Below are 12,730 nucleotides of genomic sequence, written 5' to 3' on the forward strand. Positions count from 1 at the left end.
CGTTCGGAAGGGATGTTTTATGAAGCGCTTGTTCTGTTTGGCTGCGATTGCAGCCGTCGCGGTAGGACACTCGTTATCGGCGCAGGCCGCCGGCCTCGAATTCGGCCTGGGGGCCACCAGTGATTCGACGCTGACGTATCGCCTGGGGCTGACGTCGGATTGGGACAAGAGCTGGATGCAGAGCGACATGGGGCGCCTGACCGGTTACTGGAGCGGCGCTTACACGTATTGGGAAGGTGACGACCGCGCAGGCGCCAGCAGCCTGTCGTTCTCGCCAGTGTTCGTGTATGAATTCGCCGGGCAGTCGGTCAAGCCGTATATCGAGGCCGGCATCGGTGTGGCGGTGTTTTCCCGCACCAAGCTGGAAGACAACAACATTGGCCAGGCTTTCCAGTTCGAAGACCGCTTGGGTTTCGGGCTGCGCTTTACCGGTGGGCATGAAGTGGGCATCCGCGCCACGCATTATTCCAACGCCGGTATCAGCAGCAACAACGATGGGGTAGAGAGCTACGCGCTGCACTACACCATGCCGTTGTAACCGCCCCTCCCGTAAAACCCTTGCGGCAGGGGGCTTGCCTCCTACCGCATGGCGCATCAGCGATACGCCGTGGCAATGCCCTGGCGTTCGTCCAGACACTCCGGTGCGCCCATCTCGAATTCGCGACAAATCAGCGGTCGCCGCTCGTAAATTGTGCACATCATCGTGTCCCGATCCAGCGCCGCGCACCAGCCGTCGTCCAGGCGCAGCATGACTTCACCGCCCCAATCGTCCGTGTCGATATAGCGCTGCGGTACACCCGTGTCGGTGATCAACATGACTTCCAGCTGACAGCAGCACGCCGCACACGTAGAACAGGTGACGGCGGGTTCAGCAATTTGCAGGTGGGGGATGGTGTTCATAGGCGCGCAGTGTAAGGCAAGCGCAGGCTGTGGGTGTGAAAGGTCTGACAGACGTCAGCGCGCCAGCCGATGCAATCCGACAAAAACCGCCGCCCACAGCAGTGCCAACCCGCTGAGCGTCGGTGCCAGGGCGAAGCCAAATCGCACCCCCGCCAACTGGCTGCCGGCGTAATACGACAGCGGCCCACCCACCGCGCCCAGCAAGGCGGCCAGCCACCAGGGTTGCGCGCTCCAGGCCAGGCAATGCCGCAGCGTGGTCGCCAGTAGGGCCCACAACAGCATCAGCCAGAACGGGATCAACGGCCCCGGTTCGCTGAACTGAAACACCCCCGACACCCGCAGCAAGGTGTCCAGCACAGTGCCCGCCAGGCTCACGCCGATAATCAGCGCGCCGTCCTCGGCCCATGAACTTATCCACAGCAGGTGAACGGCCAGGACTGCCGCACCCACCAGCAACCAGAGGCTGTCGCCGCCCAGCACGCAGGCAAACCAGCCGCACTGGAACAGCGCGGCGTTGGCCACGGTTTTAAGCATTGAAGCGTCCGAGCAGGGGTGGGTTGATGGCTGCGGGCTTGGCCAGCAGCAATTGAGCGGTGCCGATAGTGCGCTCCATAAAGCCACCTTCGCAGTAACACAGGTAAAACTCCCACAGCCGCAGGAAGTATTCGTCGTAGCCCAGTTCCGAAAGGCGGCCATGGGCGCGGCGAAAATTCTCATGCCACAGGCGCAGGGTTTTTGCGTAGTGCAGGCCGAAGTCTTCCATGTGCAACAGGTTCATGTCGGTGTCGCGGCCGACGATGTGCAGCATGTTCTGCACCGAGGGCAGGGCGCCGCCGGGGAAAATGTAGCGTTGGATAAAATCCACACTGCGCCTGGCCTGCTCGAAACGCTGTTCGCGAATGGTGATGGCCTGCAGCAGCATCAGGCCGTCGCGCTTGAGCAACTGCGCGCATTGCTTGAAGTAGGTGGGCAGAAAGCGATGGCCCACCGCTTCGATCATCTCGATCGACACCAGTTTGTCGTACTGCCCCGTCAGATCGCGGTAATCGCTCAGCAACAGGGTGACCTGGTCCTGCAGGCCCAAGGCGAGGATTCGTTGCTGGGTGTAGGCGAACTGTTCTTTGGACAACGTCGTGGTGGTGACCTTGCAGCCGTAATGCTGCGCCGCATACAGCGCCATGCTGCCCCAGCCGGTGCCGATTTCCAGCAAATGGTCGCTGGGTTTGAGCGCCAGTTTCTGACAGATGCGTTCCAGTTTGTTCAGTTGCGCCTGTTCCAGCGTGTCGTCGGCCGTCAGAAATTGCGCCGCCGAGTACATCATGGTCGGGTCCAGAAACGCTTCGAACAAGTCGTTGCCCAGGTCATAGTGAGTGGCGATATTTTTTTGCGAGCCCTTGCGCGTATTGCGGTTGAGCCAGTGCAGGCTTTGGGTGAGCGGGCGCGCGAGGCGGGCCAGGCCACCCTCCATCGCGTCGAGTACGTCCAGGTTGCTGACCATCACCCGCACTACGGCGGTCAGGTCCGGACTGGTCCAATGGCCGTGGATAAATGCCTCGCCGGCGCCGATCGACCCGTTGGCCGCCACCAGGCCCCACACGGCCGGATCGACGATCTGGATTTCCCCCAGCAGGTGCGCTTCCCGTGCGCCGAACACTTGGCGTTCACCATCCTCGATCACCACCAACTGGCCGTGGCGCAATTGGCTGAGTTGACGCAGCACACCCTTGCGCAGCAGCGCGGTGGTCATGCCGTTGACGTTCAGGCGGCTGGCCTTGACCGATAAGCTAGGGGATTTCATGGCGATGTTCCTTGGTATACCCGACGGCGGTGCGAGAGGCGCCATCGGCGGCCCGGTGGGAGAAAATCGGTGTACGTTTAAGCAACAGACGCAAGGCCTGCCAGTAAATCGCCAGGCAGGTCTTGGCGGTCATCCACGGAAAGCGCCACAGGTAGCGGTGCAGGCTGGCGCGGGTCAGCGCCTCTTTGTGCAGGCTGAGGGTGGCGTCGAAGACTTTCAATTCGCCCTGCCAGTCGGCCATGTGCACGCCGAGCCGCTCGGCGGGCGGGCTGAAGCTCATGCGGTATTGCAGGTCGCGCGGCAGGAACGGCGACACATGGAACGCCTTGGCCACGGCAAAATGCTGGTGCTCGTCCGCACCCAGAGCCTGGGCCGGCAGCACGTAGCGATAGCGCTCGCGCCAAGGGGTATTGGTGACTTCACACAGGATCGCGGCCAGTTGCCCGTCGGCCTCGAAACAGTAGAAGAAACTCACCGGATTAAAAGCCAGGCCCCAACTGCGGGCCTGGGTCAGTAGGCAGATAACGCCCTGGGGTGTACGCCCCAGCGCCTTGCCGACTTCCTGGCGCACGGCATCGCTCAGGCTCATGCCGTGGCCGGTCAACTCACGCAGGTAGTCCTGCTGGCGAAAACCAAAAGGCGCCAGGCGGCTGCGCCCGGCCAGGGGCGAGAGCCCTAGCACGTGGTCTTCTTCACTCAAATCCAGGTACAGCAGGCCGATGCGGTAGCGAAACGCATGGCCCTTGGGCGCAAACCGGCGATGGGCGATCCAGCCGCTGTACAGGGCACTGTTCACAGGGTTTCCCCAAAGGCTTGCGCCACGCGCAGGGCGCTGACTACGCCGTCTTCATGAAAGCCATTGGCCCAGTAGGCGCCGCAATAATGGGTATGGCGGGCGCCGTTCAATTCTTCCCAGCGGTTCTGGGCGGCGACGGCGCCCAGGCTGTATTGCGGATGGGCATAGGTGTAGCGCGCAAGAATCTTCAGCGGGTTGATCACCGCCGTCTGGTTGAGGCTCACGCAGAACGTCGTGGCGCTGTCGATGCCTTGCAGGATGTTCATGTCGTAGGTCACGGCAGCCTGGGCCTGGCTGTCGCCGGTCAGCCGGTAGTTCCAACTGGCCCAGGCCAGTGTGCGATCGGGCAGCAGGCGCGTGTCGGTGTGCAGCACCACGTCGTTATCGGCATAGGGCAGGGCACCGAGGATCTCCTGCTCCGCCTGGCTCGGGTCGCCGAGCAACGCCAGGGCCTGGTCGCTGTGGCAGGCGAACACCACGCGGTCAAAGGACTCACTGCCGGACGCGCTGTGGATAACCACGCCGTCCTCGTTGCGCTCGACGTTATGCACAGGGCAGCTCAAGCGGATCCGCTCACGAAAACCGCGAGTCAGGGGTTCGATATACGCACTGGAGCCGCCTTCGATCACGCACCACTGTGGGCGATTGTTCACCGAGAGCAGGCCGTGATTCTTGAAAAAACGCACGAAGAACTGCAACGGAAAGCCCAGCATGTCCGCCAGCGACATCGACCAGATCGCCGCGCCCATCGGCACGATGTAGTGGCGCACGAAGCGCTCGCCATAGCCGCCGGCGGTGAGGTAGTCGCCCAGGGTCATGTCGGCGCTGATGCGGTGTTCCTGTAAATCCAATGGCGCCTGGCGATTGAAGCGCAGGATGTCGCGCAACATGCCCCAGAAGCCCGGCGACAGGATATTGCTGCGCTGAGCGAACAAGCTGTTGAGGTTATTGCCGTTGTACTCAAAGCGCGTGCGCTCGTCGCACACCGAAAAACTCATCTCGGTGGGTTTGAACGCCACGCCGATCTGCCCCAGCAAGCGAATGAAATTGGGGTAGGTCCAGTCGTTGAACACGATGAAACCGGTGTCCACCGCGTAGTGCTGGCCTTCCACCGTGACCTTGACCGTATGGGTATGGCCCCCAATGCGGTCGCCGGCTTCGAACAGGGTGATGTCGTGACGGCGGTTGAGCAGGTAAGCGCTGGTCAACCCGGCGATGCCGCTGCCGATGATGGCGATCTTCACAGGTCGTCCTTCTTCGGCGGAGCACTGCGCAACATGCGCTTGCCGATGATCAACTGCGCGCGGTTAGGCAGCTTCGACAAGGGCCACAGGGTGGCGATAAGCAGCGCGGGGAAGGCGATCTCCAACGGCCGCTTGTGCAGTTTGGCGAAGATATGCCGCGCGGCCTTGTCGGCGGGCCAGCTCAGGGGCATCGGGAAGTCATTGCGTTCGGTCAGGGGCGTGTCGACAAAGCCCGGGCTGATCACCGTGACGTCGATGTTTTCCGGCGACAGGCTGATGCGCAGCGATTCGAACAAATACCGCAGGCCGGCCTTGGAGGCGCCGTAGGCCTCGGCGCGCGGCATCGGCAGGTAGGTCACGGCGCTGGCGACGCCCACCAGGTGTGGCGTCAGGCCGGCGCGCAACAGCGGCAGCGCCGCTTCGATGCAATAACTGCTGGCCAGCAGGTTGGTGCGCACCACATGCTCGATGATGGACGAGTCGAACTGGCGGGCGTCGACGTATTCGCAGGTGCCGGCGTTGAGGATCACGGTGTCCAGCGCGCCCCAGGCGTGGGTAATGTGTTCACCGATTTCGCGCACGGTCTGGCTGTTGGTCAAGTCGCCGGCCACCACCAGCACTTGGCCGGGGTAACGTTGCGCCAGGGCCTCCAGCGGCTCTTTGGAGCGTGAGCTCACGGCCACTTGGGCGCCGCTGTTGAGCAGCTCCTCGGCCAGCGCGGCGCCGATGCCACTGCTGGCGCCGGTCAGCCAATAACGACGGGGCGTCACGCTATTCATCCCACTCTCCTTTTCAGCCAACTGACCACTTTGCCGAGTACGGGCAGGTGTTCATACAGCAGGGCGCCAGCGTCGAAATAGTCACGATGGCGGTAGACCTTGTCACGCCACATCAGGTGCGAGCAGCCTTCCACGCGAATCACCCGGCCATTGGCCAGGCGCGGGTGGCAGAAGCTCATTTTCCAGCGCAGGTAGCCTTCGCCTTCGGCCACCTGATCGAAGCCGTGAAAGTCGAAACGCAGTTGGCTGACATTGCCGTACAGCGTTTCGAAATATCGGTGCAGCGCGGTCAGACCGTGCACCTCGTGCAGCGGATCGGTAAAGACGATGTCCTTGCTGTACAGGCTGTCGAGCAGGTGCAGGTTGTGCTTGTCCAGCGTGGCAAAGGTGTGGGCGAAGCGGCGCAGAAAGTCACTCATGGGCACCCCCGGCGGCTTCGCGCGATGGCAGGCTGCGGAACGCGGCCAGGGCGCGCTCGCGGGATTTTTTCAGATCGACGATGGCGCGGGGGTAATCCGCCACGCCAAACAGGCCGCCAACCGCATCGGGGTTGTGGACTTCCTTTTTATTCAACCCGGCCAGTTCCGGCAGCCAGTGCTTGATGAACACGCCGTCGCGGTCGAATTTTTCCGACTGGCTCAGCGGGCTGAAAATCCGGAAATACGGCGCCGAGTCGGTGCCGGTGGACGAACTCCACTGCCAGCCACCGTTATTGGCGGCCAGGTCGCCGTCGATAAGGTGGCGCATAAAGAAACGTTCGCCTTCACGCCAGTCGATCAGCAGGTTCTTGGTCAGGAACATCGCCACCACCATGCGCAGGCGGTTGTGCATCCAGCCGGTGTCGAGCAACTGACGCATCGCCGCGTCGATGATCGGCAGGCCGGTGCGCGCCTGTTGCCAGGCGGCGAGGTCCTCGGGTGCGTCACGCCAGGCCACCGCTTCGGTTTCGGGGCGGAAGGCGCGATGGCGGGACACGCGCGGGTAGCCCACCAGAATATGTTTGTAGAACTCACGCCAGAGCAGTTCGTTGATCCAAGTGATCGCACCGATATCGCCGCTTTCGAACTCGCCCTGATTGGTTTGCAGCGCCGCGTGCAGACACTGGCGCGGCGAGATCACACCGGCTGCCAGGTAGGCCGACAATTGGCTGGTGCCGGGCTTGGCGGGGAAATCGCGCTCATCCTTGTAATAGCTGATCTGCGCGTCGGCGAAGGTTTCCAGGCGGCGCCGGGCTTCATCTTCGCCGGCAGGCCAGAGTGCGCGCAGGCGCTCGCTGGGCGGTTCGAAGCCATCGACGGCGGTTGGCACGGCGTCGCTCTCGATGGCGAGTTTTTGCTGCGCCTTCGGCGCGTTCACCAGACGCGGCAGGGCGCTGTGCAGGCGGGTGTAGCAGACCTTGCGAAACTGGCTGAACACTTGGAAATACGTGCCGCTTTTGGTGAGCACACTGCCGGGTTGAAAAAACAGTTGGTCCAGGTAGCTGTGGAAAGTCACGCCATCGGCTTCCAGCGCCTTGGCCACCGCTGCGTCGCGGCGGCTTTCATGAATGCCGTACTCTTGGTTGACATGCACCGAGGCCACGCCCAGCTCGCCGCACAATTGGCTGAGCACGGCGGGCACCTGGTCCCAGGTGGCGGCGGTGCGGATCAGCAGCGGGATGTTGAGTGCGCCCAGGGACTGGCTCAAGTGCTGCAGGTTGCGCAGCCAGAAATCCACTTTGCACGGTGCGTCATCGTGGGCCCGCCATTGTTCGGGCGTGATCAGGTAAACCGCCACCAGCGGGCCGCGCTGGCTCGCGGCGGCCAGGGCGGTATTGTCGTGAAGGCGCAAGTCGGTGCGCAGCCAGATCAGGTGCATTTAGACGAGTCCACGCTGGAGCAGAAGCTGGTGGGCCGACAGCGGGTCTTCGGCGACGGACAGATCGGCAAGGTCATGGCTGAGCAACGCCAGCTCGGCCTGATGAATGCTCACCGTGGGACCGACCAGCAGCGTCGGGCAGTCAACACCGCCCAACAGTTTGGCGAAGGCCGGCAGTTGCAAGGCCTTGCTTGAATACAGCAACACTGCGCGTGGTTTGAGATGTTCCACCGCCAGCGCCAGTTCGCCGGCGGGCAGCGGCCAGTCGAAGACTTCCACCGGGCAATCGGCGCTGCTGGCCAGCCAGGCGCTGAGCCACAGGTGCGGCTCCAGCGGCAGGTCGGATTGATTGATCAACAGCAGTGGCGCGCCGTGCAATTGGCGATTGTTGTGGTAGATGCGCGCGCCGAATTTGCTGCGCAGCCATGACAGAAAAAACACCCGCTCCATCTGAGCGCCGAACTGGCCCTGCCAGCGTTGCTCCAGTTCCTGGATCAGCGGCAGCAGCAGTTGCTCGCACAGGGTGCGCGGCGGGTAGAGCGCCATGGCCTGGTTGAAGGCATCGTCCACCCGGCGCTCGGCCAGGTCGCTGATGGCCTGCACCAGGGTCTGGCGCAGGCTCTGCCATTCGTTGGCAACGCTGTCGGGGCTGGTCTGGGCGGAGTCGATCAGGTTTTTCACCTGGCTGACCGGTACGCCTCGGTTGAGCCACGTCAGGATGGTGTGAATACGTTGCACATGCTCGGCACTGAATAGACGATGCCCTTTGGGCGTGCGCTGGGGCACGATCAAGCCATAGCGACGTTCCCAGGCGCGCAGGGTCACTGCGTTGACGCCGGTCTGACGCGCGACCTCACGGATCGGCAGCCAGCCATCTTCAAGGGCTTGGGCAATGTCTTCGCCGGGTTCTTCGTGCACGGCGGTTTTCATGACGCTTTTCATGGGTTAGATCGCATTTCGCAGGCTGAGATTTTCCGGGTGCGGCTGCAAGTACGCCTGCTGCGCGATGTAGCGGTCCGGGTGTTGGCGAAAGTGGTGCTTGAGCAACGTCAGCGGCACCACCAGCGGCACGATGCCGTGGCGGTATTGGCCGATGACGGTTTGCATTTCCTGTTTGTCGTCTGCGCTGATTACCTGCTTGAGGTAGCCGCTGATGTGCTGCAGCACGTTGCTGTGGGTGCCGCGGGTGGCGCATTTTTTCAGGCCGGTCATCAATTCGCTGAAGTAGCCGGCGGCCAGTTCTTCCAGCGGGATGCCTTTGTCCATCGTGCCCAGCAGGTGGCCGAGGCTTTTGTAATGTTGCGGACTGTGGGCCATCAGCAGGTACTTGTAGCGCGAGTGAAAGGCCAGCAAGCGATGGCGGCTCAAGCCTTCGGCCAGCAGTGCTTGCCAGCTTGCATAGACGAACACGCGGGTAAGGAAGTTTTCCCGCAGGACCGGGTCGTTCAGGCGCCCGTCCTCCTCTACCGGCAGGTTGGGGTGGCGCGCGCAGAACGCCTGGGCATAGATGCCGCGACCGCCGCCGTCCACCGGTGTGCCGTTTTCACGATAGACCTTGACCCTTTCCAGGCCACAGGATGGTGACTTCTGCATGAAGATGTAACCGCACAAGTCAGTATGTTCGCGCGCCATCTGCCGGCCGTAATCGTCCAGCGGTTGGGTGACGTTGAGCGCACGGTTCACGGTACCGACGGCCTGCGGCTGGGCAGCGTCGCCTACCAGGCGGATCGGCTCGCGGGGAATGCCCAGGCCGATGGCCACTTCCGGGCACAAGGGAACGAAGTCGAAATAGTCGGCCAGGGTCTGGCAGCAGAGCAGGGATTGCTTGTGTCCGCCATTGAAGCGCACGTTCTCGCCCAACAGACAGGCACTGATAGCGATCTTCGGTTTGGGGCTGTTGGACATGGGCAAACCTCTGCGAAATTCCTATACAAACTCTATAGCCTGTACAACTAAATCTCATCATAGGTTTGATGCTGTACAAGTCAAATTATTTGTATAAGTTTTTGCGCGAATGTTATTTCCAGCCGATTGTCCACGTTTCGGCGTCCTGCAGGGTCTGCCACCGCAGCCGCTCGCCACGCCGGGTCATCACTGCCTGCAGTTCGAGTTCGAGCACGGTGCCTTCCTCATCACGAAACAGCTCAGTGACCAGGAAATGTTTTTCCTTGTTTTTCGGGTGTGCTGCTGTCCATTTCGACAGCAGCAATTTATCCGGGTTGATGCGGTTCATTGCAGATGCTCGATCAGACGGCGCGCCGCTTCCTGGCCACTGAGCCAGGCGCCTTCCACGCGGCCGGACAGGCACCAGTCGCCGCAGACATACAACCCCAGGTCAGCATCGGCGAGTACGCCGAACTCATGGGCGCTGGACGGTCGCGCATACAGCCAGCGATGGGCAAGGCTGAACGAAGGCTCGGGCATGGTGCTGTGCAGCAACTCGGCGAAGGCACCGTGCAGGTATTCCGTGATTGCTTCCTTGGACAGGTCCAGGTGGGCCTTGCTCCAAGCGCTGGTGGCATGCAGAACCCAGGTGTCGAGGCGCGTGTCGCGCCCTGGCTTGCTGCGGTTGCGTGCCAGCCAGTCGAGGGGGCTGTCTTGTACGAAACAGCCTTGCATCGGGGTGTCCAGCGGTGTGTCGAAGGCCAGGGCGACGGCCCAGGTGGGGTCCATTTTTACCCCGGCGGCGACGCTCGCCAGTTTGGGCGCGGCCGCCAGCAGGGCGCTCGCTTGGGGCGCCGGGGTGGCGATGATCACGTGGCTGAAAGGCCCGTGATTGCCGCCGTCGGCGTCCTGCAGGTTCCAGTGATGTTTGCCCTGGAACACCTCGGTGATGCGGCAACCGAACTGCACCGGCAAATCATCCAGCAGTGCGCGAGTGATGGCACTCATGCGTGGTGTGCCGACCCAGCGCACCTGTTCATCGGGGGAGGGAGTGAGCTGGCCGGACTTGAATTGGTAGAGCTTGGGTAGCCACTGATCGACCACGCCCTGCGCCTGCCAGCGCTGCACCTCGGTGGCAAAACGCCGATCACGGGCGGTGAAGTACTGGGCGCCCATGTCCAGCGCACCGGCATCGCTGCGCTTGCTGGACATACGCCCGCCGCTGCCGCGACTTTTATCGAAGAGTTGTACAACATGCCCGGCCTCTTTTAACGCTCGGGCGGCGGAGAGACCGGCAATACCGGTACCGATAATCGCGATGGGTAGAGTCATGGTGAGCCTCATTTACCGTTGCGTACAGGCTACGCCGAGACCAATAGCTGTACAATATTGTTTTTTGGTATAAGTTTTGGCGTACCTGAACCGTTGACGTGTCCTATGGTTAACCATACGCCACGCCCAACTACGAATTGATCCCTGCTTATAAAATAGACCAGTGATCGGCGGCGAACGTTACATGAGGAGCGTCCCATGCATATTTTGCTGACCGGCGGTACCGGCTTGATCGGTCGCCAGCTCTGCCAACACTGGCTGGCCCAGGGGCATCGCCTGACCGTGTGGAGCCGTCATCCGGAAGAAGTGGCGTCGCTGTGCGGCGCACAAGTACTGGGCGTTGCGCGCCTGGAAGAGGTGATCGGCGCAGTGGATGCGGTGGTCAACCTGGCCGGCGCACCCATCGCCGACCGCCCGTGGACCCATAAGCGCAAGGCACTGCTGTGGAGCAGCCGCATCAGTCTTACCGAAACCCTGCTGGCCTGGCTCGAAGGCCTTGAGCAGAAACCGGCGGTGCTGGTGTCGGGCTCTGCGGTGGGTTGGTACGGCGACGGCGGCGAGCGCGAACTGACCGAAGCCAGCGGCCCGGTGCAGGACGATTTCCCCAGCCAGTTGTGCATCGCCTGGGAAGAAACCGCCCAGCGCGCCGAAGCCCTGGGCATTCGCGTGGTACTGGTGCGTACTGGCCTGGTGCTGGCTGCGCAGGGCGGCTTTTTGTCGCGGTTGCTGCTGCCCTTCAAGCTGGCGCTGGGCGGGCCGATCGGCGATGGACGGCAGTGGATGCCGTGGGTGCATATCAAGGATCAAATCGCCCTGATTGATTTTCTTCTGCACAAGGAAGACGCCAGCGGTCCTTATAATGCGTGCGCGCCACACCCGGTGCGTAACCGCGAGTTCGCCAAAACCCTGGGCCAGGTGCTGCATCGTCCGGCGTTCATGCCTATGCCGGCCTTCGCGCTGAAGGTGGGGCTGGGCGAGTTGTCGGGGTTATTGCTGGGCGGGCAGAAGGCCGTACCCGAACGGTTGCTGGCGGCCGGTTTCACTTTCCAGTTCACTGAGTTGCGCGCGGCTCTGGACGACTTGTCCACCCGCCTCTAGAGATAGGATGTTGCATGACGGATCACGCGTTGTTACTGGTCAACCTGGGTTCACCGGCGTCCACTTCGGTGGCCGATGTGCGCAGCTACCTCAACCAGTTTTTGATGGACCCTTATGTGATCGACCTGCCATGGCCGGTGCGACGCCTTTTGGTGTCGCTGATCCTGATCAAGCGCCCGGAGCAGTCGGCGCACGCCTATGCGTCGATCTGGTGGGAGGAGGGCTCGCCGCTGGTGGTACTCAGCCGGCGCCTGCAAGCGCAGATGACCGCGCAATGGACCCAAGGCCCGGTGGAGTTGGCGATGCGTTACGGCGAGCCGTCCCTGGAAACCACCCTGACGCGCCTGGCCGCCCAGGGCATCCGCAAAGTCACGCTCGCGCCGTTATACCCGCAGTTTGCCGACAGCACCGTGACTACGGTGATCGAAGAAGCCCAGCGCGTGGTGCGTGATAAGAAACTGGATGTGCAGTTTTCGATCCTGCAGCCGTTCTACGATCAGCCGGAGTACATCGAGGCATTGGCGGCGAGCGCTCGGGCGTATGTGGAGCAGGATTACGATCACCTGCTGCTGAGTTTTCACGGCCTGCCGGAGCGGCACCTGACCAAGCTCGACCCCACCGGCCAGCATTGTTTCAAAGATGCCGACTGCTGCAGGAACGCGTCGCCGCAGGTGCTTGCCACCTGCTATCGCGCGCAGTGCTTCGCCGTCGCCCGTGATTTCGCTGCACGCCTGGGTTTACCGGACGGCAAATGGTCGGTGGCATTCCAGTCGCGGCTGGGCCGCGCGAAGTGGATCGAACCCTACACCGAGGCGCGCCTGGAGGCGCTGGCCCAGCAAGGCGTGAAAAAGCTGCTGGTGATGTGCCCGGCGTTCGTCGCCGATTGCATCGAGACTCTGGAAGAGATCGGCGATCGCGGCCGCGAGCAGTTCCGTGAGGCCGGTGGCGAAGAGCTGGTGCTGGTGCCCTGCCTGAACGACGACCCGCAGTGGGCGGCGGCGCTCAATACCCTGTGCGAGCGCGCGCCGCAGCAACTGTAGCT

The 12,730-nt window shown here is 62.5% G+C and carries 15 protein-coding genes; 3 read left to right on the forward strand and 12 right to left on the reverse strand.

Going from position 1 to position 12,730, the window contains the following annotated elements; all coding sequences use genetic code 11:
- The first annotated feature begins 19 nt into the window (after positions 1-19).
- Positions 20-538: an acyloxyacyl hydrolase gene (locus PSH94_RS03540; protein ID WP_181079597.1), complete on the forward strand. Its 519-nt coding sequence runs from the start codon at positions 20-22 to the stop codon at positions 536-538.
- A 56-nt stretch (positions 539-594) separates the two neighbouring features.
- Here PSH94_RS03540 and PSH94_RS03545 read toward each other — a convergent pair whose 3' ends face one another.
- The 12 genes from PSH94_RS03545 to PSH94_RS03600 form a co-directional block, all read right to left on the reverse strand.
- A complete protein-coding gene (locus PSH94_RS03545) occupies positions 595-900 on the reverse strand; it encodes a YkgJ family cysteine cluster protein (RefSeq protein WP_181079598.1) in 306 nt (101 codons plus the stop codon).
- A 54-nt stretch (positions 901-954) separates the two neighbouring features.
- On the reverse strand, positions 955-1,434 hold the full coding sequence (locus tag PSH94_RS03550; RefSeq protein ID WP_305436493.1) for a DUF2878 domain-containing protein: 480 nt from the start codon (positions 1,432-1,434) through the stop codon (positions 955-957).
- Positions 1,427-2,698: a cyclopropane-fatty-acyl-phospholipid synthase family protein gene (locus PSH94_RS03555; RefSeq protein ID WP_305436494.1), complete on the reverse strand. Its 1,272-nt coding sequence runs from the start codon at positions 2,696-2,698 to the stop codon at positions 1,427-1,429. Before PSH94_RS03555 ends, PSH94_RS03550 begins: the two co-directional genes overlap by 8 nt.
- Entirely contained in the window at positions 2,685-3,494 is an 810-nt protein-coding gene (locus PSH94_RS03560) for a DUF1365 domain-containing protein (RefSeq protein ID WP_181079601.1), read from the reverse strand. The genes PSH94_RS03555 and PSH94_RS03560 overlap by 14 nt, the downstream gene beginning before the upstream one ends.
- Positions 3,491-4,738, reverse strand: coding sequence for an NAD(P)/FAD-dependent oxidoreductase (locus tag PSH94_RS03565; protein ID WP_181079602.1), 1,248 nt, complete (start codon positions 4,736-4,738; stop codon positions 3,491-3,493). The genes PSH94_RS03560 and PSH94_RS03565 overlap by 4 nt, the downstream gene beginning before the upstream one ends.
- Entirely contained in the window at positions 4,735-5,517 is a 783-nt protein-coding gene (locus PSH94_RS03570; RefSeq protein WP_305436496.1) for an SDR family oxidoreductase, read from the reverse strand. The genes PSH94_RS03565 and PSH94_RS03570 overlap by 4 nt, the downstream gene beginning before the upstream one ends.
- The gene (locus tag PSH94_RS03575; protein ID WP_181079604.1) at positions 5,514-5,936 is read right to left on the reverse strand and encodes a nuclear transport factor 2 family protein; all 423 of its coding nucleotides are present in this window, start codon (positions 5,934-5,936) and stop codon (positions 5,514-5,516) included. The genes PSH94_RS03570 and PSH94_RS03575 overlap by 4 nt, the downstream gene beginning before the upstream one ends.
- Entirely contained in the window at positions 5,929-7,374 is a 1,446-nt protein-coding gene (phrB, locus tag PSH94_RS03580; protein WP_305436497.1) for a deoxyribodipyrimidine photo-lyase, read from the reverse strand. The genes PSH94_RS03575 and phrB overlap by 8 nt, the downstream gene beginning before the upstream one ends.
- Positions 7,375-8,304: a MerR family transcriptional regulator gene (locus PSH94_RS03585; RefSeq protein WP_253510386.1), complete on the reverse strand. Its 930-nt coding sequence runs from the start codon at positions 8,302-8,304 to the stop codon at positions 7,375-7,377. It lies immediately after the preceding gene.
- A 15-nt stretch (positions 8,305-8,319) separates the two neighbouring features.
- On the reverse strand, positions 8,320-9,279 hold the full coding sequence (locus tag PSH94_RS03590) for a DUF523 and DUF1722 domain-containing protein (protein ID WP_181079607.1): 960 nt from the start codon (positions 9,277-9,279) through the stop codon (positions 8,320-8,322).
- 112 nt (positions 9,280-9,391) lie between these two features.
- Positions 9,392-9,607 (reverse strand): TIGR02450 family Trp-rich protein, encoded by a 216-nt coding sequence (locus PSH94_RS03595; protein WP_305436500.1) that lies wholly within the window; start codon positions 9,605-9,607, stop codon positions 9,392-9,394.
- Positions 9,604-10,590 (reverse strand): NAD(P)/FAD-dependent oxidoreductase, encoded by a 987-nt coding sequence (locus tag PSH94_RS03600; protein ID WP_253510390.1) that lies wholly within the window; start codon positions 10,588-10,590, stop codon positions 9,604-9,606. The genes PSH94_RS03595 and PSH94_RS03600 overlap by 4 nt, the downstream gene beginning before the upstream one ends.
- A 198-nt stretch (positions 10,591-10,788) precedes the next feature.
- Here PSH94_RS03600 and PSH94_RS03605 point away from each other — a divergent pair, with 198 nt between their 5' ends.
- Complete coding sequence (locus PSH94_RS03605; RefSeq protein ID WP_266245917.1) at positions 10,789-11,688, forward strand: TIGR01777 family oxidoreductase; 900 nt, start codon at positions 10,789-10,791, stop codon at positions 11,686-11,688.
- Positions 11,689-11,702: 14 nt separating this feature from the next.
- Entirely contained in the window at positions 11,703-12,728 is a 1,026-nt protein-coding gene (hemH, locus tag PSH94_RS03610; protein WP_305436502.1) for a ferrochelatase, read from the forward strand.
- The last annotated feature ends 2 nt before the right edge of the window (positions 12,729-12,730 follow it).

The sequence above is a fragment of the Pseudomonas sp. FP2254 genome (assembly GCF_030687695.1).
Classification (GTDB): Bacteria; Pseudomonadota; Gammaproteobacteria; order Pseudomonadales; family Pseudomonadaceae; genus Aquipseudomonas; species Aquipseudomonas quebecensis.